This is a genomic window from Asanoa sp. NPDC049475 (genome assembly GCF_040676915.1).
GTDB lineage: Bacteria > Actinomycetota > Actinomycetes > Mycobacteriales > Micromonosporaceae > Asanoa.
Genome location: NZ_JBFAPY010000006.1, coordinates 399,703 through 425,319, shown reverse-complemented (window position 1 = coordinate 425,319; position 25,617 = coordinate 399,703). Strand labels below are relative to the sequence as shown.

The 25,617-nt window shown below is 73.1% G+C and carries 27 protein-coding genes and 1 tRNA gene; 18 read left to right on the top strand and 10 right to left on the bottom strand.

The window, feature by feature from the left end; all coding sequences use genetic code 11:
* Positions 1 to 8: 8 nt before the first annotated feature.
* Together AB0J88_RS26245 and AB0J88_RS26240 are read left to right on the top strand one after the other, a co-directional pair.
* Entirely contained in the window at positions 9 to 725 is a 717-nt protein-coding gene (locus AB0J88_RS26245; protein ID WP_364351435.1) for a YcnI family protein, read from the top strand.
* A 149-nt stretch (positions 726 to 874) separates the two neighbouring features.
* A complete protein-coding gene (locus tag AB0J88_RS26240; RefSeq protein WP_364738010.1) occupies positions 875 to 3,565 on the top strand; it encodes a hypothetical protein in 2,691 nt (896 codons plus the stop codon).
* A 126-nt stretch (positions 3,566 to 3,691) separates the two neighbouring features.
* Here the strand turns inward: AB0J88_RS26240 and AB0J88_RS26235 are convergent, their stop codons facing one another.
* Positions 3,692 to 4,843 (bottom strand): glycosyltransferase 87 family protein, encoded by a 1,152-nt coding sequence (locus AB0J88_RS26235; RefSeq protein WP_364352075.1) that lies wholly within the window; start codon positions 4,841 to 4,843, stop codon positions 3,692 to 3,694.
* A 115-nt stretch (positions 4,844 to 4,958) separates the two neighbouring features.
* Between AB0J88_RS26235 and orn the strand changes: the two genes are divergently transcribed.
* The 4 genes from orn to AB0J88_RS26215 all read left to right on the top strand — a co-directional run bounded on the left by orn (position 4,959) and on the right by AB0J88_RS26215 (position 7,660).
* Positions 4,959 to 5,549 carry an oligoribonuclease gene (gene orn / locus AB0J88_RS26230; protein ID WP_281257647.1) on the top strand — a complete coding sequence of 197 codons (591 nt, stop codon included), beginning with the start codon at positions 4,959 to 4,961 and terminating at the stop codon, positions 5,547 to 5,549.
* Between the two features lie 94 nt (positions 5,550 to 5,643).
* Positions 5,644 to 5,719: transfer RNA gene (locus AB0J88_RS26225), tRNA-His, on the top strand.
* 107 nt (positions 5,720 to 5,826) lie between these two features.
* On the top strand, positions 5,827 to 6,642 hold the full coding sequence (locus AB0J88_RS26220) for a hypothetical protein (RefSeq protein WP_364351441.1): 816 nt from the start codon (positions 5,827 to 5,829) through the stop codon (positions 6,640 to 6,642).
* A gap of 10 nt (positions 6,643 to 6,652) precedes the next feature.
* Positions 6,653 to 7,660 carry a hypothetical protein gene (locus AB0J88_RS26215; protein WP_364351444.1) on the top strand — a complete coding sequence of 336 codons (1,008 nt, stop codon included), beginning with the start codon at positions 6,653 to 6,655 and terminating at the stop codon, positions 7,658 to 7,660.
* Here AB0J88_RS26215 and AB0J88_RS26210 read toward each other — a convergent pair.
* Both AB0J88_RS26210 and AB0J88_RS26205 read right to left on the bottom strand, forming a co-directional pair.
* A complete protein-coding gene (locus AB0J88_RS26210) occupies positions 7,645 to 8,031 on the bottom strand; it encodes an MmcQ/YjbR family DNA-binding protein (protein ID WP_364351446.1) in 387 nt (128 codons plus the stop codon). The genes AB0J88_RS26215 and AB0J88_RS26210 overlap by 16 nt on opposite strands.
* 39 nt (positions 8,032 to 8,070) lie before the next feature.
* Positions 8,071 to 8,250: an antitoxin gene (locus tag AB0J88_RS26205; RefSeq protein ID WP_364738008.1), complete on the bottom strand. Its 180-nt coding sequence runs from the start codon at positions 8,248 to 8,250 to the stop codon at positions 8,071 to 8,073.
* A 102-nt stretch (positions 8,251 to 8,352) separates the two neighbouring features.
* On the opposite strand from AB0J88_RS26205, the gene AB0J88_RS26200 reads away from it, so the two are divergent.
* The 4 genes from AB0J88_RS26200 to AB0J88_RS26185 are packed head-to-tail and all read left to right on the top strand — an operon-like array spanning position 8,353 to position 12,047.
* Positions 8,353 to 10,383 carry a molybdopterin-dependent oxidoreductase gene (locus tag AB0J88_RS26200; protein WP_364351452.1) on the top strand — a complete coding sequence of 677 codons (2,031 nt, stop codon included), beginning with the start codon at positions 8,353 to 8,355 and terminating at the stop codon, positions 10,381 to 10,383.
* 13 nt (positions 10,384 to 10,396) lie between these two features.
* Positions 10,397 to 10,726, top strand: a complete 330-nt coding sequence (locus AB0J88_RS26195) for a multidrug efflux SMR transporter (protein WP_364351455.1) — start codon at positions 10,397 to 10,399, stop codon at positions 10,724 to 10,726.
* Between the two features lie 35 nt (positions 10,727 to 10,761).
* On the top strand, positions 10,762 to 11,448 hold the full coding sequence (locus tag AB0J88_RS26190) for an alpha/beta hydrolase (RefSeq protein WP_364351458.1): 687 nt from the start codon (positions 10,762 to 10,764) through the stop codon (positions 11,446 to 11,448).
* Positions 11,449 to 11,492: 44 nt separating this feature from the next.
* On the top strand, positions 11,493 to 12,047 hold the full coding sequence (locus AB0J88_RS26185) for a M23 family metallopeptidase (protein ID WP_364352077.1): 555 nt from the start codon (positions 11,493 to 11,495) through the stop codon (positions 12,045 to 12,047).
* Here AB0J88_RS26185 and AB0J88_RS26180 read toward each other — a convergent pair.
* The 5 genes from AB0J88_RS26180 to AB0J88_RS26160 are packed head-to-tail and all read right to left on the bottom strand — an operon-like array spanning position 12,028 to position 17,136.
* On the bottom strand, positions 12,028 to 13,002 hold the full coding sequence (locus AB0J88_RS26180; RefSeq protein WP_364351461.1) for a 2-hydroxyacid dehydrogenase: 975 nt from the start codon (positions 13,000 to 13,002) through the stop codon (positions 12,028 to 12,030). The two genes, AB0J88_RS26185 and AB0J88_RS26180, sit on opposite strands and share 20 nt — an antisense overlap.
* Before the next feature lie 2 nt (positions 13,003 to 13,004).
* Positions 13,005 to 14,444: an FGGY-family carbohydrate kinase gene (locus AB0J88_RS26175; RefSeq protein ID WP_364351464.1), complete on the bottom strand. Its 1,440-nt coding sequence runs from the start codon at positions 14,442 to 14,444 to the stop codon at positions 13,005 to 13,007.
* The gene (locus tag AB0J88_RS26170; RefSeq protein WP_364351467.1) at positions 14,437 to 15,075 is read right to left on the bottom strand and encodes a histidine phosphatase family protein; all 639 of its coding nucleotides are present in this window, start codon (positions 15,073 to 15,075) and stop codon (positions 14,437 to 14,439) included. Before AB0J88_RS26170 ends, AB0J88_RS26175 begins: the two co-directional genes overlap by 8 nt.
* A complete protein-coding gene (locus AB0J88_RS26165) occupies positions 15,072 to 16,454 on the bottom strand; it encodes an FGGY-family carbohydrate kinase (protein WP_364351470.1) in 1,383 nt (460 codons plus the stop codon). Before AB0J88_RS26165 ends, AB0J88_RS26170 begins: the two co-directional genes overlap by 4 nt.
* Positions 16,455 to 16,458: 4 nt before the next feature.
* Positions 16,459 to 17,136: a histidine phosphatase family protein gene (locus AB0J88_RS26160; RefSeq protein ID WP_364738005.1), complete on the bottom strand. Its 678-nt coding sequence runs from the start codon at positions 17,134 to 17,136 to the stop codon at positions 16,459 to 16,461.
* 193 nt (positions 17,137 to 17,329) lie between these two features.
* On the opposite strand from AB0J88_RS26160, the gene dhaK reads away from it, so the two are divergent.
* The 6 genes from dhaK to AB0J88_RS26130 all read left to right on the top strand — a co-directional run bounded on the left by dhaK (position 17,330) and on the right by AB0J88_RS26130 (position 22,244).
* Positions 17,330 to 18,316, top strand: a complete 987-nt coding sequence (dhaK, locus tag AB0J88_RS26155) for a dihydroxyacetone kinase subunit DhaK (protein WP_364351476.1) — start codon at positions 17,330 to 17,332, stop codon at positions 18,314 to 18,316.
* Complete coding sequence (gene dhaL / locus AB0J88_RS26150; protein ID WP_364351479.1) at positions 18,316 to 18,957, top strand: dihydroxyacetone kinase subunit DhaL; 642 nt, start codon at positions 18,316 to 18,318, stop codon at positions 18,955 to 18,957. Before dhaK ends, dhaL begins: the two co-directional genes overlap by 1 nt.
* Positions 18,954 to 20,621, top strand: coding sequence for a putative PEP-binding protein (locus AB0J88_RS26145; RefSeq protein ID WP_364351482.1), 1,668 nt, complete (start codon positions 18,954 to 18,956; stop codon positions 20,619 to 20,621). Before dhaL ends, AB0J88_RS26145 begins: the two co-directional genes overlap by 4 nt.
* Complete coding sequence (gene dhaM / locus AB0J88_RS26140; protein ID WP_364351485.1) at positions 20,618 to 21,019, top strand: dihydroxyacetone kinase phosphoryl donor subunit DhaM; 402 nt, start codon at positions 20,618 to 20,620, stop codon at positions 21,017 to 21,019. The genes AB0J88_RS26145 and dhaM overlap by 4 nt, the downstream gene beginning before the upstream one ends.
* The gene (locus AB0J88_RS26135) at positions 21,003 to 21,293 is read left to right on the top strand and encodes an HPr family phosphocarrier protein (RefSeq protein WP_364351488.1); all 291 of its coding nucleotides are present in this window, start codon (positions 21,003 to 21,005) and stop codon (positions 21,291 to 21,293) included. The genes dhaM and AB0J88_RS26135 overlap by 17 nt, the downstream gene beginning before the upstream one ends.
* Positions 21,294 to 21,392: 99 nt before the next feature.
* Positions 21,393 to 22,244: a fumarylacetoacetate hydrolase family protein gene (locus AB0J88_RS26130; RefSeq protein WP_364351491.1), complete on the top strand. Its 852-nt coding sequence runs from the start codon at positions 21,393 to 21,395 to the stop codon at positions 22,242 to 22,244.
* Between the two features lie 37 nt (positions 22,245 to 22,281).
* On the opposite strand, the gene AB0J88_RS26125 is transcribed toward AB0J88_RS26130, so the two are convergent.
* Positions 22,282 to 23,157: a pentapeptide repeat-containing protein gene (locus AB0J88_RS26125; RefSeq protein ID WP_364351494.1), complete on the bottom strand. Its 876-nt coding sequence runs from the start codon at positions 23,155 to 23,157 to the stop codon at positions 22,282 to 22,284.
* Between the two features lie 76 nt (positions 23,158 to 23,233).
* Between AB0J88_RS26125 and AB0J88_RS26120 the strand changes: the two genes are divergently transcribed.
* Both AB0J88_RS26120 and AB0J88_RS26115 read left to right on the top strand, forming a co-directional pair.
* Positions 23,234 to 24,454, top strand: coding sequence for a hypothetical protein (locus AB0J88_RS26120; RefSeq protein ID WP_364351497.1), 1,221 nt, complete (start codon positions 23,234 to 23,236; stop codon positions 24,452 to 24,454).
* 37 nt (positions 24,455 to 24,491) lie between these two features.
* On the top strand, positions 24,492 to 24,761 hold the full coding sequence (locus AB0J88_RS26115; RefSeq protein WP_364351500.1) for a hypothetical protein: 270 nt from the start codon (positions 24,492 to 24,494) through the stop codon (positions 24,759 to 24,761).
* Here AB0J88_RS26115 and AB0J88_RS26110 read toward each other — a convergent pair.
* Positions 24,758 to 25,588 (bottom strand): DUF72 domain-containing protein, encoded by an 831-nt coding sequence (locus tag AB0J88_RS26110; protein ID WP_364352079.1) that lies wholly within the window; start codon positions 25,586 to 25,588, stop codon positions 24,758 to 24,760. The two genes, AB0J88_RS26115 and AB0J88_RS26110, sit on opposite strands and share 4 nt — an antisense overlap.
* Positions 25,589 to 25,617 lie beyond the last annotated feature (29 nt).

Below are 25,617 nucleotides of genomic sequence, written 5' to 3'. Positions count from 1 at the left end.
GCTCTCCAATGATCCGTAGCCGGCTGGCCAAGGCCGCCGCCCTCAGCGTCGGCGCCGTCGTGGTCGCCCTCGGCGTCGCCGGGCCCGCGTTCGCACACGTCACCGTCAACCCGAAGGAAGCAACGCAGGGCGGGTACGGACGGGTCGCGTTCCGCGTGCCCAACGAGAGCGACACCGCGTCGACCGTCAAGCTCGAGGTGAACCTGCCCGAGGACGCGCCTGTGGCGTCGGTGTCGACCATGCCGGTTCCGGGTTGGACGGTGGCGGTGGAGAAGCGCAAGCTCGCGACGCCGCTGACGGTGCACGGCAGTCAGGTGACCGAGGTGGTCGGCAAGCTGACCTTCACGGCGGCCGCCGGTGGCGGGGTCAAGCCGGGCGAGTTCCAGGAGTTCCCGGTCTCGATGGGTCCGCTGCCCGAGAAGGACCAGATGATTTTCAAGGTCCTCCAGACGTACTCGGACGGCGAGATCTCCCGCTGGATCGACGAGCCGGTCGAGGGTGGCGAGGAGCCGGAGCACCCGGCGCCGGTGCTGAAGCTGGCGGCGGCGGCGGACGAGGCCGCTCCGACCACCGGCCCGACCGTTGCCGCTGTCGCGGACTCCTCTTCCGACGACTCGTCGTCGGGCACGGCGACCGGGCTGGGCATCGCCGGTCTGATCGCCGGTGTGCTCGGTCTGGTGCTCGGAGGTCTCGCGTTCATGCGCGCGCGGCCGTCCGCCAAGTAACCCGCTTCGCGGCGAACCCGCCGGTCCAGGGCGTTGTCCCTGGACCGGCGGGTTTTTCTTTGTCCGCGTGCCACGCCATCTGCGTCGTGTGTTCGGATCGTCACGTTGGGTACAGTTTGTCCGGTAACGCGATCAAGGGGGAGACGCTGATGCGGGTCGTACGCACGGTCGCCGGTCTGGTGTTGCTGACCATCGGACTGCCGGTGCTGCTTGTCGGCGGTGCACTGTGGACACTCATGCAACATCGGGATGCCGGTGGCGCGTTCAGCGGCTCCCTGGAACAGGTATCCACCGCCGGGCGCGCGATCGTCGTCCCCGACGTCGACACGCTGCTCCGTGAGGACGCCGCGTTCGTCCGCGCCGGCGACACCCGGATGCGGTTGACCGTCCAGGGTGAGACCTTCCTCGGCCTGGCGCCCGCCGCTTCGGTGCGTGCGTATCTGGCCGGTGCGGCCTACTCCCGAGTGGACGCCGTGACCGTGGCGCGCGGTGACCTGCCGGTGCGGGTCGCACCGGTCGACGCCGAAGGCCTGGCCGGCCCGGCCGCGTCCGATGTCGCGCCCGGCACCCAGTCGTTCTGGACCAGGCAGGGCAGCGGCACCCTCGAATGGACGGCCGACGAGGTCGAGGGGCGCGAGGTCAGCCTGGTCATCATGCGGGTCGACGCCACGCCGGGCCTGACCGTCGACGTGCGGGCCTCGGCCACGCCAGGCTGGCTCACGCCGGCGACATGGACGCTGGTCACCCTCGGCGCATTGTTGCTGGCCGGCGGAATCGTCGCGCTGGCCTGGCCGGCCCGCCGGCGCGACGTGGTCTTCGTGGTCGACCCGAGCCAGGTCCCGGAGGTCTCGGCCCGCCTCGGCGGACTCGAGGGCCCGGCCGGCCCGCCGCCGGTGTGGCCGGCCCTGCCCGCGGCCGAGGTGTCCGAACCGCTCCCGGTGCTCGCGGGCGACGAGCCCCGCCCGGCCGACGGTTCGTGGCCGGAGTGGCCCTCGGACAGCACGCCCGGCCGCCCGGCGACGCTGGCCGACGCGCTCGCCGGCGCCGGCAAGCCGGTGCCGCCGCCGCCCGGTCCCGCCTGGCCGCCGGCGCAGCCGGGTCCGGGCGCCTCCACCGACGACACCGCGCCGCCGAGCGCATGGCGGCGCGCCGAGGCGGCCCGGCTCGCGGGCCTGCCCGCCGTCTCGGCGGCGGCGGCGCAGCTTTCGGTCGAGTCCGTGCCGACGTCCGGCGCGCCGACCGGTGCGGCCACCGCGATCCCGACGACCCGGTCCACACAGGCGGACACCGAGTCGGGGCCGCGGACCCCGGCACCCCGTGCCGAGGCGGCCGAGGCCTCGCCGACTCCGGGTGTGGCGCACCTGCGCTCGGTCAAGGCGGACGGCACCGAGCGTCCGGCCGGCAAGCGCGGTTCGCGCACGGCCACGAAGAAGCGCCCGGTCGTCTTCGTCGACACGGCGACGGAGCCGACGGGCGAAAGCCCGGACCGCCCGGTCGTCGCGACCCGCACCCGCACGAAGTCGGCACCGCAACCCCGGGACGCGGCCAGTCCCCAGACCGCGGAAGCGGAGACCACGACGCCGTCCTCGACCGCGGCGAACCTGGCCGAGGCGCAGCCGATCGCCGCCGAATCGACCACCGACGCGCCGGCCTCGGCCGACCCGGCGGCGAATGCGGCCGAAGCGCCGTCGGCCCCGGGATCGGCGGATGACGCATCGGTCGAGCTCACGACCACCGCTGCGGGATCGCCTGCCGAGGCGCCGGCTTCGGGTGACGCGTCGGTCGAGCCGGCGACGGCCGCTGCGGGATCGCCTGCCGGGGCGCCGGCTTCGGGTGACGCGTCGGTCGAGCCGGCGACGGCCGCTGCGGGATCGCTCGCCGGGGCGCCGGCTTCGGGTGAAGCGTCGGTCGAGCCGACGACGGCCGCTGCCGGATCGACTGCCGGCGCGCCGGGGTCGGGTGACGCGTCGGTCGATGGTGAGCTGTCGGGGACCGCCCTCGCCGCGGCCAAGCCGGCGAAGCGCAAGCCGCGCCGCACCGCGACCACCGCGCCGGCCCTGCTGACCGAGGCCGAGCTCGCGGGCGGCGCATCAGCCAAGCCCTCGGCGGCCAATGCCTCAGCGAAGCAGCCGGCAACGGCTGGGTCGCCGGTTGTCGAGTCGCCCGGCGGCGACGCAGGCGCGGCGGCGCCCGGTGCGGCCGGCGAGATGATCGCGGCCCAGGCCGCGACGCCGGTCGCCGTCGGGCCGAAGGCGGCCAGGCCGACGAAGGCCAGGAAGCGCGGCCCGGTGCCGACCACGGTCGGCACGGAGGTCATCGAGTCGACCGGCTCCGACGCGGACCAGGTGGACGCCGAGCCCGGTGCGGCCTCCGCCGGTGCGCCGGTCGGGACCGGTGCCCTGGTCGGGACGGCCGGCGACCCCGCGCCGGAGGCAGCCGCCAAGCCCGCCCGCCGCACGACCCGCGCGAAGAACGCCGCCGCCACCGAAACAGCGGCCAAGCCGGCCAAGGCCACCACCCGGACCCCGCGGCGCAAGCAGGAGGCCGAGCCCGCGGCCGGGCCGGCAGTCGAGGCCGCGGTCGAAGCAACCGGCGCGGTCCAAGCTCCTTCGCCCGGGGCCGCGGTCGCCGAGGCCGAGCCGGAACCGGCGGGTACTCCTTTCGGGGGAACCACGAAGCCGAGGCGGCGCAAGACCGCCGCTGGGCTGCCCGCGTCCGACGCGACCGACGCCGGACCCGCCCACACCGCGGTCGCCGCGCTCGCTGCCAAGCGCCCCACTGCCGCCCGCCGCCGGCCGGCCAAGGCGCCGAACACCCGCCCGACCGACCAGGCGAGCTGAGAAACCCCGGGAAATACAGAGCGTCCCTTCGCGCTGCCGACGCGAAGGGACGCTCTCACCGGGGGAACGGTGCAACTGGAGAACTTGATCCGTTAATGCCAGTTTAACCCTTCCAGTGACGACTGACTAGTTCTGTCCGATTCTGGGAGGATCCGGAGCCGTCGTCGGGCGGGCCGGCAGCAGCGCGACCAGCGCGAGCGCGGCCAGGACGTACAGGTTCCGGAGCAGGAAGTCGCCCACGGTGCGTGTCGGGTCCGGGGCGACGCCCCAGTCGATGAAGGTGTTCACCCCGTAGAGGGCGACCGCCAGGGTTCCGCCCGCCAGCGCCAGGTCCCGCCGCCGCCCCGAGTCGATCAGGACGACCAGCGCCGGCACGAACCAGAACACGTGGTGCGGCCACGTGATCGGGCTGACCAGCGCGCCGACCAGGCCGGTCAGCGTCAGCCCGGACAGATCGTCCCCGGCCCGGAACGCCCGGGCCGCCCGCCACATGCCGAACCCGGTGACCGCCAGGGCGAGCAGCAGCCACCAGACCTTCGCGGGCTGCTCGGGTGCGACCAACCTGGCCAGCAAACCCTGCAAAGACTGGTTGCCCGTGTAGTCCGTGCGTCCGACCCGCTCGGTCGAGAACAAGGAGGACGTCCAGAACTGCCACGAGTCGTGGGGAGCGACGGCGAAAGCCAGCAGGGTGGCCACGACGGCGGTGCCGGCCGAGACCGCCGCTTCCCGCCAGCGGCGGGTGACCAGGAAATACAGGATGAAGATGCCCGGGAACAGCTTGATCGCGGTGGCCAGGCCGACCCCGGCGCCGGCCCAGAACCACTTGCGGGGCACGGCGTAGCAGAGGTCGGCCAGGATCAGCAGCACGAGCAGCATGTTGATCTGGCCGAAGAAGTACGTCTCGCGGCTCGGCTCGACCGCCAGCGCGACGGGGAACAGCAGGCCGGCGAGCAGCCAGCGCGGCAGGCCACGGCGGTCGGCCACCGGCGCGGTCAGCCACCAGGCGGCCACGGCCACCGCGAGAACGGTGAAGACGCAGAAGAACCCGATCGTGAACCCGACCGGCACGAGAGCGAACGGCCGGAGCAGCAGCGCCGCGAACGGTGGATAGGTGAAGTACAGCTCACCCTGGACGCGGTCCGGCTGGGCGTAGTCGTAGAGCGGCTGGCCGTCGGCCCACCAGCGCAGCGCGCTCACGTAGATGCGCAGGTCGAAGAAGTCGCGGCGGGCCGCGTACACCCAGATGAACGCGACCGCCGCGGCGGTGAGCGCGATCACGACGGCGATCCGCCGCGCGGTGCCGGGGTTGATCTTCAAAGGTGGGGCTGCTGCCTGCACGCCCGGCAGCCTAGTGGAGGCTCACCGGGAGCAACCTGCGCGTAGGCTGTCGATCGTGGCTGATCTTCTGGTCTGGATCGACTGTGAGATGACCGGACTCGACCTCGGCAAGGATGCCCTGGTCGAGGTCGCGGCGTTGGTGACCGACCCCAACCTGAACGTCCTGGGTGAGGGGGTGGACCTGGTCATCCACGCCTCCGACGCGCAGCTCGACGGCATGCCCGACGTCGTCCGGGAGATGCACGCCAAATCCGGGCTGACCGAGGAGGTACGCCGGTCGACGGTCACCCTGGAACAGGCCGAGGACCAGCTCCTGTCCTACATCACGACGTACGTGAAGGACCCCCGCACGGCGCCGCTGTGTGGCAACTCGATCGCCACCGACCGCGGTTTCCTCGCCCGCGACATGCCCCGGCTCGACGCGCACCTGCACTACCGCATGATCGATGTGTCCTCGATCAAGGAGCTGTGCCGGCGCTGGTATCCGCGGGTCTACTTCGGCCAGCCCGCCAAGGGCCTGGCCCACCGCGCGCTCGCCGACATCCGGGAGAGCATCCGCGAGCTCGAGTACTACCGCAGGACGGTCTTCGTGCCCCTGCCCGGCCCCGACGTGGAGACCGCGAAGGCCATCGCCGCCGAGCTCTGACGGCAACCCCGCAACCCTGTCGACGTGACCGGGTGGCCTATGGCTATCATTGGTCGGCGCCTCGCCCGGCGGAATGCCGGTGCGGGTCGACGTGGTGGCTGTAGCTCAGTTGGCAGAGCACCGGGTTGTGGTCCCGGGTGTCGGGGGTTCAAATCCCCTCAGTCACCCCAGCGTGTGACGGCTCGGTCGGGTTTCCCGACCGGGCCGTTCGCCTTTGTGATCAACTAGTGACCGCCGCGGGGCGGCGCTGAGGCGGGGTCCGTCATACCGTTCGGCGGTGACCCAGCCATCCCCTCCGCCGGGCACGCCCGCACCCGGGTACGGACCGCCGCCACCTGGCTACGGCCCGGTCCCGCCGAAGCAGCCCCCGATCTGGCCGTGGCTCGTCGGTGCGGCCGTCGTGTTCGTCCTGATCCTCTGCCTTGTCGCGGGCGGCCTCCTGCTCGTGTTCCGCGACGGTCGGCAGTCCGCTTCGGCGCCCACACCGCCGCGGCCCGATCGGTGGGAGTCGGCCGAGCCGATGCCCCGGATGACCCCGGAGCAGCCGCCCCGCGTGATCGGGCGCGATGTCACGGTCAGCGGGCGCGGCAACAAGACGGTGCAGGCCGCGCTCGAGCCCGACGCCGCCTACGTCGCGACGATCACCCACGACGGCACCTCGAACTTCATGGTCGAATCGCTCGACGCCACGGGCCGCTCGGTCGACCTCATCGTCAACGCGATCGGCGACTACTCCGGTGACCGCCCCGTGGGCCTCGCCGGACGCGGACCTACGACCGCGTTCAAGGTGCGCGCGACCGGCACCTGGAAGATCGTGCTGCGGGACCTGAGCAAGGCGCCGGCGTTCACCGGCGAGGCCTCCGGGCGCAAACCGGCGGTGTTCCGGGTGCCGGACGCGAACGCGCTCGGGACGCGGATCACCGCCTCCTACTCCGGCCGCGACAACTTCGTCGTCCACGGCTACGACGACGACGGCTTCCCGGGCCTGTTCGTCAACGAGATCGGTCGCTACCGCGGCACGCAACCGCTGCCGCCGGACACGCAGGTCATCGCGGTCGACGCGCAGGGCGGCTGGACTCTCCGGGCGGCGTAGCGTCGAACGCATGGAGCTCCGCGGGATCAACTACGACACCGGGATGGCGCTCGACGACTTCCACAGCCGGAAGGCGTTCGACGAGGACGCGGTGCGCCGGGACATGGCCGCCATCGCGGAAGACCTTCACACCACCGCGGTACGCGTCTCCGGCGACGACCCGGAGCGGATCCTCGTGGCCGGCCGGCACGCCGCGCAGGCCGGCCTCGACGTCTGGTTCTCGCCGTTCCCCTACGACCTGGAGGCCGCCGCGCTCGTCGACTACCTGACCGGCGCGGCGGAGCGCGCCGCACTGCTGCGCCGCGAGACCGAGCGTGAGGTGGTCCTCGTGCTCGGCTGCGAGATGACGTTGTTCTGCAAGGGCTTCGTGCCGGGGGAGGGGCTGCCCGGCCGTGCGGCGACGATGACCGACCCGGGCACCTGGGCCACGGAAGAGGGCCGGGCGCCGCTGCTGGCCGGCTTCCAGCGCGCCCGGGACACCCAACGGGAGACGGTCGCCGCGGCGCGGAGACTGTTCGGCGGCCGGCTCACGTACGCGTCGGGGATGTGGGAGCAGGTCGACTGGGACCAGTTCGACATCGTCTCGGTCGACGCCTACCGGGACGCGGGCAACGCCGCGCGCTACGCGGAAGAGCTGCGCGCGTACCACCGTTTCGGGCGACCGGTCGTGGTCACCGAGTTCGGCTGCTGCACCTACCGTGGCGCGGCGGACCGCGGCGGTCTGGGTTGGACGATCGTCACGGAGGACCGGACGATTCCCACGGAGTACGAACGCGACGAGGCCGAGCAGGTCCGCTACCTGCACGAGCTCGACGCCGTGTTCGACGAGGAGCGGATGGCCGGCGCCTTCTGGTTCACGTTCGCCGGCTTCGAACTGCCGCACCGGCCGGACGACCCCGCGCACGACCTGGACCTGGCGTCGTACGGACTGGTTGCCATGCGCCCGGACGGCGGCTGGGACCCCAAGCTCGCCTTCCACGCCGTGGCGGCGCTCTACGGCGGTCAGCCCGCCAGGTAGGCCTGGGTCAACCGACTCGGTGCCTTGGCCAACCAGGCGTCGACCAGAGCGGCCTCGAGCGCCACCCGATCGACCTCGGAGAGCTGGATCAGCACCGCCGCGTAGCCGTCGAAGTGCGGGATGGTGAAGATGCCCGGTGTGCCCGCGGCGAGCACCGCGTCCTTCTCGGCCAGGTCACCCACGACCGTCGCGACGATCGGGCCCTCGGGCACCGGCTCGTCGCCGTAGCGCTTGAGGTCGGCCTTGCTGAACGCCCTTTCCCAGGCGAAGACCTTGCCCGCCACCGACCAGGCGCGGTTGCCCCGCCGCTGCGCCACGGTGGTCTCCGGCAGTCGCGCCGCGAGTTGGGCCACGTCGTCCAGGGTCACCATGCGCGAACGGTACGGCAACCCCGAGCGACCGCGCGTCCCCTAGGGCATCGTGTCGCCGCCGCTGGTGCGGCGCTGCGCCTCGTCGACGCCCTTGTCGATCTTGTCGTTGTACTTGCCGCCGGTGCGGTCGTCCATCTTGTCACCGGCCTTGTCGAGGCCCTTGTCAACCTTGTCGTCGTGCTTGCCCATCATGTCCTTGATGCGGTCCATGAATCCCATGGCGGCCGTCTTCCCCGGCCCGTCCGGGCCAAACCGGCCTCCGCCATGACCTGCGGGAAAATGCGAGAGATGGTACGCACGGGGCTCACGTAGCATCCGGGCATGGCCCGAACCACCCACCGCGGCGCCTGCCCGCTCGACTGCCCGGACACCTGCGTCTGGCAGCTCACCGTCGAAGACGGCAAAGCGGTCGAGATCCGCGGCGACGCCGACCACCCGTTCACCCGGGGTGCGCTCTGCGGCAAGGTCAACCGCTACCTCGACGCCGTCAACGGGCCGGACCGGCTCTCCCGGCCGATGGTCCGGGTCGGCCCCAAGGGTGAGGGCCCGATCGCTTTCCGCCCGGCCACCTGGGACGAGGCGATCGGCCGGGTCGCGCAGGGCCTGTCGGCGAGCATCGACCGACACGGGCCGGAGTCGGTCCTGCCGTACTACTTCGCGGGCACGATGGGCGCGGTCCAGGGTTACACGATGGGCCAGCGGCTGTTCGCCCATCTCGGCGCCAGCCGGCTGCGCACGACGATCTGCACGGCGGCCGCCGGTGCGGCGCTCGACTCGCTCTACGGCGGGATGGTCGGCTTCGAGCCGGAGTCGATCGCCCAGGCCAAGCTGATCCTGCTGTGGGGCGCCAACCTGCTCTCCACGCACCTGCACCTCTGGCCGTTCGTGCAGGAGGCGCAACGGCGCGGCGCCTACGTCGTGGCCGTCGACCCGCTGCGCACTGACACCGCCGGCCGCTGCGACGCGCACGTGGCCCCGCTGCCCGGCACCGACGGCGCGTTGGCACTGGGCCTGATGCGGCACGTGGTCGACGCCGGCGCCGTCGACCACGAGTGGCTGGACGCGCACGTCGACGGCTGGCCGGCGCTCGCCGAGCGGCTCGCCGACTGGCCGGTCGAGCGGGCCGCCGCCGAGTGCGGGCTGGACCCGGCGGTGGTGCGCGATCTCGGCGACCGGATCGCCACGAGCCGGCCGACCGCGATCAAGGTCGGCCTTGGCCTGCAGCGGCACGCCGGTGCCGGCCAGGCGATCCGGGCGATCTGCGCGCTGCCGTTGGTCACCGGTGACTTCCGCTATCCAGGCGGGGGTGCGCTGTGCATGACCTCCGGGCACTTCCCCGACAGCGAGATCGACGTCGCCCGCCCGGCGGACCTGCCGCAGCCGACCGCCCGCGGCATCAACATGAGCCGCCTGGCCGCCGTGCTCACCGGCGAGGCCGACCCGCCGGTCACCTCGCTGGTGGTCTTCGACGCCAACCCGGCGGCGACCGCGCCCGACCAGAGCCGGCTGCGCACCGGCCTCCTACGCCCCGACCTGTTCACGGTCGTGCTGGAGCAGCGCTGGACCGACACCTGCGACTACGCCGACGTGGTGCTGCCGGCCACGATGCAGCCCGAGCACCTCGACCTGGTCAGCTCCTACGGGCACCACTACACGGCGGTCAACCTGCCGGCCACGACCGCGCCGGGCGAGGCGCTGCCCAACACCGAGATCTTCCGCCGGATCGCGGCGGCACTGGGCCTGACCCATCCGCGGCTGCGCGAGAGCGACGAGGAGATCGTCCGGCAGCACCTGGCCGGCGGCCCGGTCACGTTCGAAGAACTGGCCGAGCGCACCTGGGCGCGCACCACCGGGGTCGCCGTGGGCAGCGCGCCGTTCGCAAAGGGCGGCTTCCCCACCCCGACCGGGCGCGCCCGGCTGCACGACCCGGCGCTGCGGGCCGTCGGCGTCGACCCGCTCGTCGGCTACACGCCGCCGGCCGAGAAGGACACCGCCGGGCTGGTGCTGATCGCGCCGGCCGGCCGGTTCTTCCTCAACTCCACCTTCGCCTCGCTGCCGTGGCACGAGAAGAAGATGGGCCAACCGCGGATCCACCTGCACCCGGCCGACGCCGCCGCCCGCGGGCTCGCCGACGGCACGGCGGTCAAGGTGCACAACGCCAACGGCTACTTCGACGCGGCCGTCGCGGTCGACGACGCCACCCGGCCCGGCGTCGCTTTCACCTTCAAGGCCTACTGGGCCAAGCGCAGCCCCGGCGGCAACACTGTCAACGCGGTGACGGCGGTGCGCGACGCCGACCTCGGCGGCGCGCCGACGTTCCATGACGTCCGCGTCGAGCTGACCGCGTACTGAGAGGGGCTCGCAGGTGTGGTTCTGGTTGGCCGGTGCGATCGTTTCCGAGGTCGCGGCCACACTGTCGCTGCGCGCCTCGGAGGGGTTCACCCGGTTGGCGCCGACGGTAATCATGGCGTTCGGCTACGGGTTCGCCTTCTACGCGCTCTCCCAGGCGCTGAAGCTGGGCATGAACGTCAGCGTCGCGTACGCCGTCTGGTCGGCCGTCGGGGTCGCGCTGATCGCCATCATCGGGGTGCTCTTCCTGCACGAGTCGCTCTCACCGCTGCAGATCGGCGGCCTGGTGCTGATCATCGCGGGCGTGGTCGCGCTGGAGATGGGCCGTTCGGGAAGCCACGCCTGAACCTCGGGTGGCGCGCCGGGCATAGGGTTTCGGCCATGACCGTGTACGTGGACACCGGCCGGGTCAAGCTCTCCTGCCGCACACTGGCCGGGCCGCCCGATGCGGTGCCGATGGTGCTGCTGCACGGCGGCGGAGGTGACGGCAGCAGCTGGGACCAGTTGGCACCGCGCTTCGCCAAGGACCGGCCGGTCTACGTGCCTGACCTGCGCGGCATGGGCGCCAGCGAGCGGTCCGGCCCGTACGGGCCGACGGTGTTCCGCGACGACCTGCTGGCGTTGCTGGACCGGCTCGGCCTGGACCGGGTCGTGCTGGTCGGCCACTCACTCGGCGGCATCGTCGCCCTGCTGACCACGCTGGCCGCGCCGGACCGGGTCACCGCCCTGGTCCTCGAGGAGTGCCCTCCGCCCGTGCCGCTCGGCATGCCGGTGCCCACCGACCTGCCGGAGTCGGCGCCGTTCTACGACCGCGAGGTCCGCCCGTCGGTGTGGGCGACGCTCAACGCCCCGGACCCCGCGTGGTGGGACGGCCTGGCCGGGATCAACGTGCCGGTGCTGGTCGTCGCCGGTGGCCCTGACAGCTTCCTGCCGCAGGACAAGATGGCCGAGATGGCCCAGCGGATCCCGGCTGGCGAGCTCACCACCATCCCGGTCGGCCACGTGGTGCACCCGAACGCGCCCAACTCGTTCGCCGACGCGGTCGAGACGTTCCTGGCCGGCCGGTGACCACGACGGCGCGGCGCGGCACCGCGGTCGGTGCGGGCGTCGCCATCATCCTGACGACGCTGCTGGGCCTGCTGGTGGTCGACCGGCTCCGGCGGCCGGGTCCGCGTCCGTTGTTCCAACTGCCCGTCGCCTGCGGTGAGACGTGGCGGCTGTCCACCTATCCGGGGCACGACGACTTCGACGTCGACCTGTTCCCCACCGAGGGCGAGTCGTGGGGCCGCCCGGTGTTGGCGGCCGCCGGCGGCACGGTCACGGTGTCGGGCATCAACGGCGCGCTCGGCGGGCGCACCAAGCAGAAGCCGAACGGACCCAAGGGTCGCGGCGGTGGCTACTGGGTGAAGATCGATCACGGCGGCCGGTGGGAGACCCAGTACCTGCACATGCTGGAGCCGCCGCTCGTCAAGGTCGGTGACCAGGTCGCGCCCGGGCAGCAGATCGGCAAGGTCGGCAGCACCGGCAACTCCGGCGCCCCGCACCTGCACCACGAGCAGCGCCGGGCCGGCGAGAAGATGGAGACCTGGTTCGGCGGCGAGCCCTCGGGGATCACCACCGACGACGAAGAGGTCGAGCTCGAGCGGGTCAGCGCGAACTGTCCATGAACGCGGCGACGGCGTCGGCGGCCTGGGTCGCGGCGCGCTGCGCGGTCTGCCGGGTCGCGCCGGCCAGGTGGGGCGTGAGGACGACCCGGGGTGCCGTGCGCAGCCGGGAGTCGGCCGGCAACGGCTCGGTGTCGAACACGTCGAAGGCCGCGGCGCCGAGGTGCCCGGACTCCAGCGCGTCGGCCACGGCCGCGTAGTCGAGCAGCCCGCCCCGGGCGGTGTTGACCAGCACGGCGCCGGCGGGCAGGCGGGTGAGCTCGGCGGCGCCGACGATCCGCTCGGTCTCCGGCGTCAGCCGGGCGTGCAGGCTGACCACGGTGGACTGCTCGAGCAGCTCCCCGAGCTCCACCGAGGCGACGTCCGCGTAGGGATCGTGCACCAGCACCCGGGCGTCGAAGGCGGCGAGGATCCGGGCCACCCGGCGGCCGATCGCGCCGTGGCCGACGAGCCCGACCGTGCTGCCGGCCAGCTCGCCACCGACCTGGTCGAGCGCGTAGAGGTCGCTGCGCCACCGGCCGGCGCGTACGCCCGCGTGCCGGTCCGGGATTTGCCGCAGCGCGGCCAGCATCAGCGCGATGGTGTGCTCGGCGGCGGCGACCGCGTTGCGTCCCGGCGTGGTGCCCACCGTGACACCGGCCGCCTCGGCCGCGGCGAGGTTGACGTTGACCGGCCCGCCCCGGCAGACCACCAGCAGCCGCAGGTCCGGCGCGGCCGCGAAGACCCGCGCCGTGAACGGCGCCATCTGCGTGACCGCCACCTCGACGCCGGCCAGCGCCACGATCAGCTCGTCCTCGTCGCCGGATGCCTCGTCGACCTCGGCCACCCGGCCGTACGGCGTGAGCGGCCACGGCAGCAGCAGGGTGCGTGGCTCGACGTGCGGCCCGAGCCGGTCGCGCAGGGCTGCCGTGAGCAGGTCGTTGGTGACGAAATGGTCCCCGGCGACGAGTACGCGCATGCTCAGCTCCAGTTCGATCGGGCCTGTGCGACGTGCGCCAGGTACCGGTCATAGCCGGCCCGGTAACGGTCACGCCCGACCGGCTCGAAGACCCGGCCGGCCAGGGTCCAGTCGCCTGGCTCGCCGGCCACCGTGGACAGTGCCGCCAGCGCCGCGCCCCGCGCCCCGATCTCCTCGCCGGCCAGCACCCGCACCGGCCGGTCCAGCACGTCCGCGAAGATCTGCGCCCACTCCGCGGAGCCGACCCCGCCCCCGCACGCCGTCAGCTCACCGGTCAGCTCCGCCGCGGTCAGGCAGTGCCGCGCGCTGTAGGCGATCGCCTCGCAGGTCGCCCGGACCAGGTCCGCCGGTGAGTGACCGAGGTGCAGCCCGTCGATCCGGGCTCGCGCGCGTGGCGCGACGAAGGGCGCCCGCTCGCCGGCCTCGGCGAAGAACGGCAGCACCGTGAGCTCGCCCGAGTCACCGTCGGCCAGCAGCGCCGGCAGGTCGGCCACCGCCGCGCCGACCAGCCGCAGCACCCAGTCGAGGGCCGCCGTGCCGACCATCGCCGGCAGCGCGCGCAGCCAACGGTCGCGCTGCCAGGTGCTCAGCGTCAGGCCGGCCGGCTCGCCGCCGGTGTCCACGGTGTCCCGGAGCACCTGGCAGGCCAGCGTGGTCCCGACGGTCAGCAGCCCGTCGCCCGGCTCTCGGACGCCGGCACCCCAGGCGGACGCCGGCAGGTCGTAGGGCGCTCCCACCACCGGGAGCCCTTCCGGCAGTCCGGTGGCGTCGGCGGCGGCCGCGCTCAGCGGAGCATGCGGCGCGTCGTGCACCGGTGCGAGCAACGCCGCCCGGTGCGTAAGGCCGCAGGCGGCGATGAGCTCCTCGTCGTACCGCCGGGTGTGTGGGTCGAGGAACGGTGCCGACGCGTCGGACGGGTCGGTCGCGCGCAGCCCGGTCAGCCGCTGCACCACCATGTCCTTGCAGTAGGCGGCGGTGGCGGCCCGGTCCAGGTGGTGCGGCTCGTGGGCGTCCAGCCAGGCCAGCAACGGCCCGGCACCGCCGGGGAAGGGGTAGTTGCCGGTCCGGCGGTACGCGAGCGCCGCGATGCCGTCCGCTGTCCAGCGCTCGAGGATCGGCGTCGCCCGGGCGTCGAGCCAGGAGATGGCGTGCCGGACCGGGCGGCCGTCGCCGTCGAGCAGCCACAGCCCGTCGCCCTGCGCGGTGACGCCGACCGCGGTGATCGGGCCGGGCAGCAGTTCCCGGAGCTCGCGCAGCACCGCGACCACGGAGCCGAAGACCGCGTCGGCGTCCTGCTCGTAGCGGCCGTCGCCGACCCGGTCGAGCACCGTCGGCCGCGCCGACCGCGCCAGCGCCGTCCCGTCGGGGTCGAAGGCGACCGCCTTGGTGACGGTCGTGCCGGCGTCGACACCGATGATGATGGGCTGAGCGTCCTCAGCCACGGCGAGGCTCCGCCTCGTCGTGCCTTCCGGTCATCATTCGCGACACGTTGTACGAGAGGAGCCCGACCGGCTCGGGAAAGCGCAACGTGACGGTCGCGGCCGGATCGAGCACGGGAAGCCGCCGCCGGTACTCGGACAGCGGCACACCCAACACCGCGCACACGACCAGGCGGATCAGCGTGCTGTGCGCGACGACCAGGATCCGCTGCCCGGCGTGGGCCGTGGCCAACTCGTGCAGCGCGGCCAGTCCGCGCTCGGCCGCCTCGACCGGCGGCTCCCCGTCGGGGAAGTGCCCGGCCACCGGATCGGCCTCGAACCGGGCCACCATGGCCGCGTCGGTCGCCCGCAGCTCGGCCAGCGTGTGTCCCTCGGCGACGCCGAAGTCGAGCTCCCGCAGCCGAGGGTCGACCGACGGAGTCAGGCCGGTGACCGCCGCCGCGGTCTGCCGTGCGCGCACCAACTGCGAGCAGGCCAGCGCGGCGAACCCCTGGCCAGCGGCCCAGCGGCCCAACTCGGCCGCCTGCGTCACGCCGACCTCGTCCAGCGGCACGTCGCTGCGGCCCGTGTAACGGGTCGGCTGGTGCCAGGCCGTGCGCCCGTGGCGGGCCAGCACCACCGTCGTGCTCGTCATCCCGGCTCCTTGGCGTAGGCGGCTAGCGTGTCGTCGACGTAGCCGCGCTCGGCCAGCGCGTCGACGAAGCGGGCGAACGGCTCGGTGAACCGGTCACCGGGTCGCGGTACCACTGTGGCGGCCATCCGGACCATCCGGGCCGCGGCCGCGGTCAACTCGCCGTCGCCGGCCGCGGCGACCACGGCCATGCCGAGCGCCGGCTCGGGGGTCGCGGGGATGAGAACCGGGCGGCCGAGGACATCGGCGCGCAGTTGCGACCAGTAGCGACTGCGGGTGGCGCCGCCGGTCAGCGCCAGCGGTCCGGTCGTGTCGGCGCCGAGCCGGCGCAGGTGGGCATAGCAGAGCCGTTCGACGTAGGCGACCCCCTGCAACAGACCGGCGTAGTGGTCGGCCTCACCGGCGAACTCGCCGAGGGTGAAGGTCTGCGCGTCCGGTCGCACGAACGGGAAACGCTCGCCCCGGCCGCGCAGCGGGTAGACCACCGCGCCGGCCGGCTCGTGCCGGGGCGCCGCCAGGTCCAGCTTCGCGCGGTCGGCGCCGGGAAACCGGTCGTCGACCACGGCTGCGCCCACATTGGACGCTCCGCCCGGAAGCCAACCGCCGTCGGGGTGCCGGTGCGAGTAGACCGCTCCGGACGGATCGGCGAGCTTGGCCGTGGTGACGCCCTTGACGACCAGTGTCGTGCCCAGCACGGAGTTCCAGCTTCCCGGAGCCAGCGCACCGGCGGCGACCTGCGCGGCGCAGCCGTCGGTCAGCCCGGCGCGCACCGGCACGCCGACCGGCAGTCCCGTGTGTGCCGCGCCGGCCGCTCCGACCATGCCGATCAGCGTGCCCGGGCGGACCACCTCGGGCAGCGCGGCGGCCGGCACTTCGGACGCGACCCAATCGCCGTCGTAGCCCGTCTTCAGCGCACTCGTCCAGTCGGTGGCGACCAGCTCACCGGTCAACCGGTCGGCCAGGTGGTCGCCGCAGTGCCGCACCACGAGCCGGCCGGCGGCAAGGCCGGTGCGCACCTCGACCGGTCCGTGCCGGAGCAGCCACAGCAGCTTCGGCAACGCCCACGTGCGCTGCATCCCGGCCTCGGCGGTGGCACGGGCGTCGTCGTACATCAGCGCCGGGGTCCGTGGTGTCCCGTCGCGGTCGGCGAGCAGGAAGGTGCCGGAGGTGCCACAGATGGCGACCGAGGCGACCTGTTCGGCGGGGACCTCGCGGAACGCGGCACCCAGCGCGGTCCACCACCGCGCCGGGTCCTGCTCGTGCCGCCCGTCGTCGCGCCAGCCGGTCAGCGGCACACCCGCCCGCGCCACCACTGTGCCGTGCTCGTCCGCGAGCAGCACCCGCAGGCTCTGCGTGCCCACGTCCACCCCGGCGAACAGCATCGGCTCACTCCACCCTGGTCGACCGGCTGCCCGCCGTCGTCGGCGCGTTGTAGGCGACCAGCACGTGCGGCCCGTCCGGGCCGCCATGATGGATAACGGTGTACGAGCAGTTGAGCACCGGTGCGAAGGCGCGTTCCCCCGGGGCGGGCACGCCGAGCGCCTCCGCGGTCGCCACCCGGATCGGCCCGCCGTGCGTGAACACGACCACGGTGCCGGTCGCCTCGGCGGCTGCCTCGACGGTGCCGTTCGTCTCGGCGGCGGCCTCGTCCAAAGCCGCCCAGACCCGCTTGCGGACCTCGCGGTAGGTCTCGCCGCCACCACGGGCGATGTCGACGCCGCCCTCGAACGCGGCGATGTCGTCCGGATGAGCGGCGGCCACCTCGGCCCGGGTGCGTCCGGTCCAGGTGCCCACATTGATCTCGCGCAACCGCGCGTCCTCGCGCACGGTGCCACCGATCCGGCGGAGATAAGGCTCGGCGGTGTCGCGGGCTCGGGGCAGGTCGCTGCTCAGCACCAGGCCGGCCGCGCCGAACCGGCTGGCGAGCACCTCGGCCACGACTTCGGCCTGCGTCGCCCCGGTTTCGGTCAGTCCGGAGTCCTCCTGGCCCTGGTAGCGGTCCTCGACATTCCAACGTGACTCGCCGTGGCGCACCAGCACCAGGCGTACCCCTGGATCGGTCATATGTTTGATCTTCATCGCCAGGCCTCAAGTTCTCAAGCTGGAGGACTCCCTCCTTAACCACGGCTAGGCTGATATTGGCAGGGGTGGCCTTGACGCGCGCATTGCGCGGCCATGTGCCCGGCGCGACCTTTCGCGGTTTTCCGCCTCGCTCGATAAGGGCACCCGCGGCACAGCCGGATAAGGAGTCGGAGTCGTGAAAAAGCTGATCAACGAGCCAGAGGGTGTGCTCCAGGACGCGCTGGTGGGGTTCGCGGCCGCGAACCCGGACTTGATCGTCAACCTCGAGGACCGCTACATCAGCCGAGGTCCTACCGCGGGCAAGGTCTCGCTGGTCTCCGGTGGAGGATCCGGCCACGAGCCGCTGCACGGGGGGTTCGTCGGCTACGGGATGCTCGACGCCGCCTGTCCGGGTGAGGTGTTCACCTCGCCGGTGCCGGACCAGATGCTGGCCGCGACCAAGGCCGTCGACGGCGGCGCCGGTGTGCTGCACGTGGTCAAGAACTACACCGGTGACGTGCTCAACTTCCAGATGGCGGCCGAGCTTGCCGGTGACGATGGTCTCCAGGTCGAGTCGGTGCTCGTCAACGACGATGTCGCGGTCGAGAACAGCACCTACACCGCGGGCCGGCGAGGCACCGGCGCCACCGTCTTCGTCGAGAAGATGGCCGGGGCGGCGGCCGAGCGCGGCGCGGACCTGGCCGCGGTCGCGGCGGTGGGACGCGAGGTCAACGACCGCTCCCGCTCGTTCGGTGTCGCGCTCAGTGCCAACGTCATCCCGGCCACCGGCAAGCCCGGCTTCGAGCTCGGCGACACCGAGATCGAGCTCGGCGTCGGCATCCACGGCGAGCCGGGCCGGACCCGCGGGCAGATGTCCACCGCTCGCGAGATCGCCGGCGTAGCGCTCGACGCCATCCATTCCGACATGCCGCTGTCCGGCGACGTGCTGGTGATGGTCAACGGCCTCGGTGGCACACCGCTGCTCGAGTTGTACGTGGTCTACGCCGCCGTCGCCGAATGGCTGGAGGGCCACGGCGCCACCATCACCCGCAACCTGGTCGGCAACTACATCACCAGCCTCGAGATGGCCGGTTGCTCGATCACCGTCGCCCGGATGACCCCGGAGCTCACCGAGCTCTGGGACGCACCGGTCCAGACGCCGGCACTGCGCTGGGGTCGTTGATGGACACCAGCGCTTTCCAGGCGTGGGTGCACAGGGCGTCGCTGCTGGTCGCCGAGCACGCGACCCGGCTGACCGAGCTCGACGCGGCGATCGGCGACGGCGACCACGGCATCAACCTGCGCCGCGGTTTCCAGGCGGCCGACGAGATGATCGGGAGGCCCGAAGCCGACGCGGACACGCCCGGTGCGGTGCTCCGGACGCTCGGCCGGGCGCTGATCAGCAAGACCGGCGGCGCCTCCGGCCCGATCTACGGCACCGGGTTCCGCCAGGCCGGCAAGGTGCTGGGCGACGTGACCGAGGTCGACGCGGTGCTGCTGGGCAGCGCCCTGGAGGCCGCGTTCAACGGGATCCAGCAGCTCGGCGCCGCACACCTGGGCGACAAGACGCTGCTGGACGCCTTGGGGCCGGCCGTCACCGCGTACCAGGTGGCGCTGGAGGATGGTGCCGACCTCGTCGGGGCCACCCGAGCCGCGGCGGACGCGGCGGAGCGCGGGCTGGCGGAGACGATTCCGATGCTGGCCCGCAAAGGCAGGGCCAGCTACCTGGGTGAGCGCACCATCGGTCACGAGGATCCCGGTGCCGCGTCGACCGTGTTGATCATGCGCGCGCTGGCGAGCGCGGCAGCCGGCGAGGCATCGTGACGTCGGTCGCACACCGGTGGACCGGGCAGGGGGTCGCACCGGGCGCGGCCGTCGCCGGGTCCTGGCGCGCGGACCGGCCGGTCCCGGCGATCACCGTCCACATCGGCCCGGCGGAGGTGGAGGCGGCGTTCGCCGCCGTCGCGGCCGAGCTCGAGCAGGCCGCCGAGCGGCAACGCCGGCAGGGTCGCACCGCAGCCGCGGACATCGTCGAGGTCGGCGCGCTGATCGCCGCCGACCCGGACCTGGTCGACTCGGCCAGGCAGGCGGCCGACGCCGAGCAACCGCTGCCGGCCGTGCGCGATGCCGTCGAGAGCTACGCCACCGTCCTGGACTCGCTGACCGACGAGGCGCTCAGAGCGCGTGCCGCCGACGTGCGCCAGGTCGGTCGCCGCGTGCTGGAGCGGCTGGCGTACCCGGAAGGCGGCCGCGACGCGCCCGCGAGCGACCGGTTCGTCCTGGTCGCCACCGACATCGGGCCGGCCGACCTGATCGACCACCTGGGCGGCGGCCTGGTCGGCGCGGTCGCGGTGCGCGGCGGCGCCAACTCACACGCCGCCATCGTCGCCCGTTCGGTCGGGTTGCCGCTGGTGACGGGCATCGACCCGGAGGTGCTCGACCTGCCCGACGCGACCGACCTGCTGGTCGACGCCGACGCGGGCACCGTGGTCGCCGAGCCCTCCGCGACGGAGGTGGCGCGCACCGAGGCGGCGACGGCGCACGAGGTCGAGCGCCGGGGCCGGCTCGCCGCCGAACGCGGTCTCCCGCACGCCACCGCCGACGGCCAGCCGTTCGGCCTGTACGCCAACGTGGCGTCCGACGTCGAGGTCCGCCTGGCGCTGGAGAGCGGCGCCATCGGCAGCGGACTGGTCCGCACCGAGCTCGAGTTCCTCGAGGCCGACCGGTGGCCGAGCGAGGCCGACCACCGGCGCACGCTCGCGCCGTTGCTCGCCGACGCGCACGGCCGACCTGTCACGGTGCGGCTCCTCGACTTCGCCAACGACAAGATCCCGCCGTTTCTCTCCCCGCCGGCGGGGTTGCCGACGCTGCTCGCGAACCCCGCCGCCCTCACCGCCCAGATCCGGGCGATCGTCGACCTGGGCCGGGGCGTCGGGCTGCGGATCATGGTGCCGATGGTCACCAGTCCCGACCAGATCGGGCCGGTGCGGGCCATCGTCAACGCGGCCTCGGTCACCTTCGGCGTGCCGGCGCCGCCGGTCGGAGCGATGGTCGAGACAGTCGCGGCGGTGCGGGAGATCGAAGACCTCTGCCGGGTGGTCGACTTCGTCTCGATCGGCAGCAACGACCTGACCTCCGAGGTGCTGGACCTGGACCGGGTCGACCCGCGGGCGCGCACCGAGCTCGCCGCACATCCGCGGGTGCTGTCGCTCATCGGCCGGGTGGTCGCGGCGTCCAACGCCGCCGGCCTCCCGCCGCTGACGGTCTGCGGCGACGCCGGCTCGCACCCGACCACGCTCCCGCTGCTGCTCGGCGCCGGTGTGCGATCGGTCAGCGTAGCGGTGGCCCGGATCGACGAGACGCGGTGGAGGCTGCGCCGGTTGGACGCCGGTGAGTGCCGCACACTGTTCACCGACGCGCTGCGACTGGGCGGTGCCGGCGAGGTCGCCGAGTTGGTCGAGGAACGGATCGAGGTGGCGATGCCATGACCGAAGGCCTGGGGCTCGTGGGGATCGTGCTCGTCTCGCACAGCGCCGCCCTCGCCGAAGGCGCGGCGGAGTTGGTCCAGCAGATCTCCGGCGGGGCGACGGTGGTGGCGGCCGGTGGCACGGAGGACGGCGGTCTGGGCACCAGCACCACCCGGATCGAGGCCGCCATCGACGACGCCGACGCCGGCTCGGGCGTGCTGATCATCCCGGACCTCGGCAGCGCGGTGCTGAGCACGCGGGCGGTGCTGGCCGACCTGGAAGGCGAGACCACCGCGCGGCTCGTCGACGCGCCGTTCGTCGAAGGCGCGGTCGCCGCGGCCGTGGTCGCCGGCAGCGGCGCCGACCTGGACGCGGTCGCCGCGGCCGCGGAGGAGGCCCGCGATGCCGCCAAGTTCTGACGACGGCACCGCGGAGCGGGTGGTGGTGCTGCCCAAACCGCTTCACGCGCGCCCGGCCGGCCAGCTCGCGCGGCTCGCCGGCCGGCACAAGGAGACCACGATCCAGCTCGTCGCGGGTGCGAAGAAGGCCAACGCCCGCGGCGTGCTCGCGGTGATGGCGATGGGCGCGGTGACCGGCACCGAGGTGACGGTGACGGTCACCGGCCCGGACGCCGAGGCGGTGGCGGACGAGGCCGCGGGCATCCTCACGGCCGCCGAGGCGGTTGACGGCTAGCCTGCCCGCTTCCCGGGACGGCCGACCGAAGGTGAAAGCCGCCCGAGTACCTTCGACTCGACGGCGGCCCGGTCGCCGCCTGAGCGAAGGAGAAGCGGCATGCGACTGATGCGGATCGGGCCAGCCGGCGCCGAGCGTCCCGTCCTGCTCGACGGGGCGGGTCAGCATTTCGACCTCGGCGGGGTCACCTCCGACATCGACCCGGCGTTCTTCGCCGGCGACGGCATCGAGCGGGTCCGTGCGGCGCACGCGGCGGGTTCGCTGCCGGCTTTCGACGCGACCGGCCAGCGGATCGGCTCCCCGATCGCCCGGCCCAGCGTGGTGCTCTGCATCGGCATGAACTACGCGGCGCACGCCGCCGAGTCGGGCGCACAGCCGCCGGAGCAGCCGGTGATGTTCTACAAGGCCCCGAACACGGTGGTCGGCCCGGACGACGACGTGCTGATCCCGCGCGGCTCGAAGGAGACCGACTGGGAGGTCGAGCTCGCAGTGGTGATCGGCCGCCGCGCCCGCTACCTCTCGTCGCCCGACGAGGCGCTGTCGTACGTGGCGGGCTACGCGATCGCCAACGACGTGTCCGAGCGGGAGTTCCAGCTCAGGCAGAGCGGTGGCCAGTGGTCGAAGGGCAAGAGCAGCGAGACCTTCAACCCGCTCGGCCCGTGGCTGGTCACCGCCGACGAGGTGACCGACCCGCAGGCGCTGCGGCTGCGGTCGTGGGTCAACGGCGAGCCCCGCCAGGACTCGTCGACCGCCGACATGGTCTTCAACGTGGCCACGCTGATCCACCACCTGAGCCAGGTGACCGTCCTGGAGCCCGGCGACCTGATCAACACCGGCACCCCGCAGGGCGTCGCGCTCTCGGGTCGCTTCCCCTACCTGACCGCGGGCGACGTGGTCGAGCTGGAGATCGACGGCCTCGGCCGGCAGCGCCAGCTGCTCCAGCAGGCCTGACTTCTCGGCGCGGGCACGCCGGGTGGCGTGCCCGCGCTCACGGGACGACGTCCTCCTGCGCCTCGGCCAGGACGACGGCGGCGAAGTCGGCCACCTCGGTGTCCAGGTCGCGCCGGGCCATGGCCCAGCCGGCCGTGGCGGTCAGACCTGGCCGCAGGGACTCCCGCGACAGCAACCTGCGCAGCTCGTTGCCGACCTCGTCGCGGCGGCGCAACGAGATCGTCCCCGCGCGTGCCGCCACGGCGGGAAAGCTCCTGGGCACGACGAGCAGCGCGTCGTCGACGGGGAAGGTCACGTTGTCGAAGTCCATGCCGTCGAACTCGCAGTGGCGGAAGTCGCTCGACGCGAACGTCACGTCGCGCAGGAGCATCGGCGCCGGCTGGCCGCGACCCAGGAAACGCACCCCGGAGAGCCGGCCGGTGAACCGGCAGTCGACGAAGGCACACGCGGTGAACTCGACGTGGCGCAGGGCCGGGAACGTCGTACCCGTGAAGGTCGTGTGGTCGGCACTGAGGTGGTTCGACGAGATCCCCGCCAGGTCGACCGAGGACCAGACGCCGCCGGCGACTATCGCTTGCCGGAGGTCGGCCCGCCGCATCGTGCAGTCCACGACGGCACCACCGCTGAGCACCGTGGCCGACAGGTTGGCGCCGTCGAACCGGCATCGTTGCCACCGGACGCCGGTGAGGTGCGCCTCCGACAGCCAGGCGTGGCTGAGGTCGGCGCCGGTGACCTCAGCTCCCCGCGCGTCCAGGCCGCCGGCGGGCAACCCACGCAGGTCGAGCAGGCCGTCCACCATGGCCAGTCCGAGCCCGTTTAGGGGCGCGCCCTTCGCCAGCCGATCACGAACATCGCTGGCGCGGGCGACCCCGTCGCCGGCGCTCCAACGCTTGACCAGCTCGCCCGGCGGCACGGCGTCAATCTACCGGGAATCCGGCTGGCATTTCGTCCCCGATCAGGGGTGATGACGGGATTACCATGTGTCCACTATGCGCAGAATCTTCAGTCTGATCGCCGGTCTCGTGACGGTGCTCGCCGCTCCGGGCGCCGCGGTCGCGGCGGCGCCGGCCTACGACGGGTCCGTCGTCACGATCACCACCGCGGCCGTCGGGGCGCCGAACAACCCGGCCGTCGCCGTGGTGCCGTTCACGGACGCTATCTATCGCACGTGCGCCGACGCCCCGGTGTCGACGCGCGGCTGCCTGATGGTCGGTCGCGTCGGGTACCCGTACCAGATCGGTCGGCTGGAGATCACCGTCAAGCAGTGGGTGGCGTTCCTCAACACCGCCGACGCGGACGGGCGCGACCCGCACAACCTCTACGACGTCACCGAGAGCGGGACGGCCTGGCCCCGGTACGGGCAGATAAACTTCGCGCCGCGCGCCGGGCGGGGCCACCACTACTCCGTGGCCTATCCACAGTGGGCGGACAAGCCGTACGGCTTCGCGACGTTCCTGCGCGCGGCCCGCTTCGTCAACTCGCTGCACAACGGTCGGGTGATCGGTCAGCGATCCCGCGCCGCCGGTGGGTTCCGCTACACGAGCTACGAGGTCCGGCTCTCACCCCGCACCGAGACCGGCATGTACGACATGGCGCGGCGCGTGCCGACACGTACCGGTGACCGAGGTTTCGTCGTGCCGAGCCAGAACGAGTGGATCAAAGCGGCGTACTACGACCCGCGGAACCGCTCCTACTGGAAGTACCCGACGAACCCGGGTGTCTATGGCGACGGTGACGACACGGCACCGCATCAGACCGTGCTCAACGCGGCAACCGGCGACGTCACCAACGGCGCGACCCAGCCGCTGGCCTCGTTCCACGCCAGCGGGACGCCCGCGCCGGCCTGGTGTCCCGGACAGGTGCCGGACGAGATCTGCACGACCGTCAACCCGATGGGGCTTGATCCCGCGACGTACGCGTCGGTCTACCAGGGCAGCCTGGCCACCGTCGGGCAGGCGCGCACGCTCTCGCCGTGGGGCACCCTCGACCAGGGTGGCAACGCGGTGGAATGGACCGACACCGTCACCCCGCCGCCGGCCGGGCAGGACGGCGCGCGGGTCTGGCGTCGGCTGCACGGCGGCATCTCCAACGCGCCGGCCTTCCAGATGTGGCCGTCGGCCGTCGGGCTCCAGCCGCAGGACAACTCGTTCTTCGAGCACACGTACCCGTGGCTCGGCATCCGCATCGGAATTGTCGGAGGGCTCCGCTAGCGTCCGGCCCATGGGTGGGTAGGCGGGTGACCCGGCGGTGGTCGCCGCGGCGACCGGCAGGCCGGCGGACGACCTACGGCCCAATCTGGTGCACCTCGAGCTCGGCGACGACGAGGAGGAGGAAGAGGAGGGCGCCAAGGCGTTCCCCGACGACCAGTTCACCCTCGACGACGCGTGGGTCTTCGTCGACTTCTGGCGCCGGCTGGGCATCACCTATCCGAGCGACGTCGCCGCTTTCGCCGGCCGGGTGGCGCTGACCAAAGACTGGTTCGGCAAGCTACCGGAGGGTGCCGAGGGAGACCTCTAGAAGAGCGTCAGTGGCTCGGCGGCCGGAGGCTCGGCCGGCGCGGGCTCGGGCAACGGGCGCAGGCCCGGCACCTTCGCTCGCACCTCGTCGTGGAACCGGCGCGCGAGCGCCGGCGCGTCGGCGTTGTCCGGCGTGTGCACGAAGACGGTGGGGGAGCGACCCTCGCGCAGCCAACCGGCGGTGACCTCGACCCATCGCTGCCAGCCCTCGACCGTCGCGTCCGTGGCGTCCCGGCCGAGATAGCGGACGATCGGGAACTCGGTCAGCGCCCGCGTGCGCAGTGGCAGACGCGGCTTCTTCGTCCACGCCTCGCGCTCGGCGGCACTGGTCGGCGGGCGGCGGAAGAACGCGGTGGTGTCGAACGGCACCCACTCGGCGCCGTCCAACGCCCGCTCCAGGGCGTCGGCCGCGCGCCGGTCCGTGAAGAACACCGGGTCGCGCACCTCGACGGCACATCGATACGCCGCGGGCAACCGACGCAGGAAGACCCGCAGCGCGCCGAGGTCGGCCGGCGTGAACGAGCCCGGCAGCTGGACCCACAGCGCGTGCGCCCGAGTGCCGAGCGGTTCGATCGCGTGCAGGAACGCCCGCAGCGGCTCGTCGGCGTCGACGAGCCGCCGCTCGTGCGTGATCACTTTCGGCAGCTTGACCACGAGCCGGAAGTCCGGATCCGTCTGCGCCGCCCACGACTCGACGGTCGCGCGGGCCGGTGTCGCATAGAAGGTGGTGTTGCCCTCGACCGCGTCACACCAGCCCGCGTAGTGGCGCAGGCGCTCCCCCGACTGCTGCGGCAGGAAGCGCCCGTGCCACGACTTGAGCGACCACATCGCGCAACCCACCGCCAGACGCATGGGCT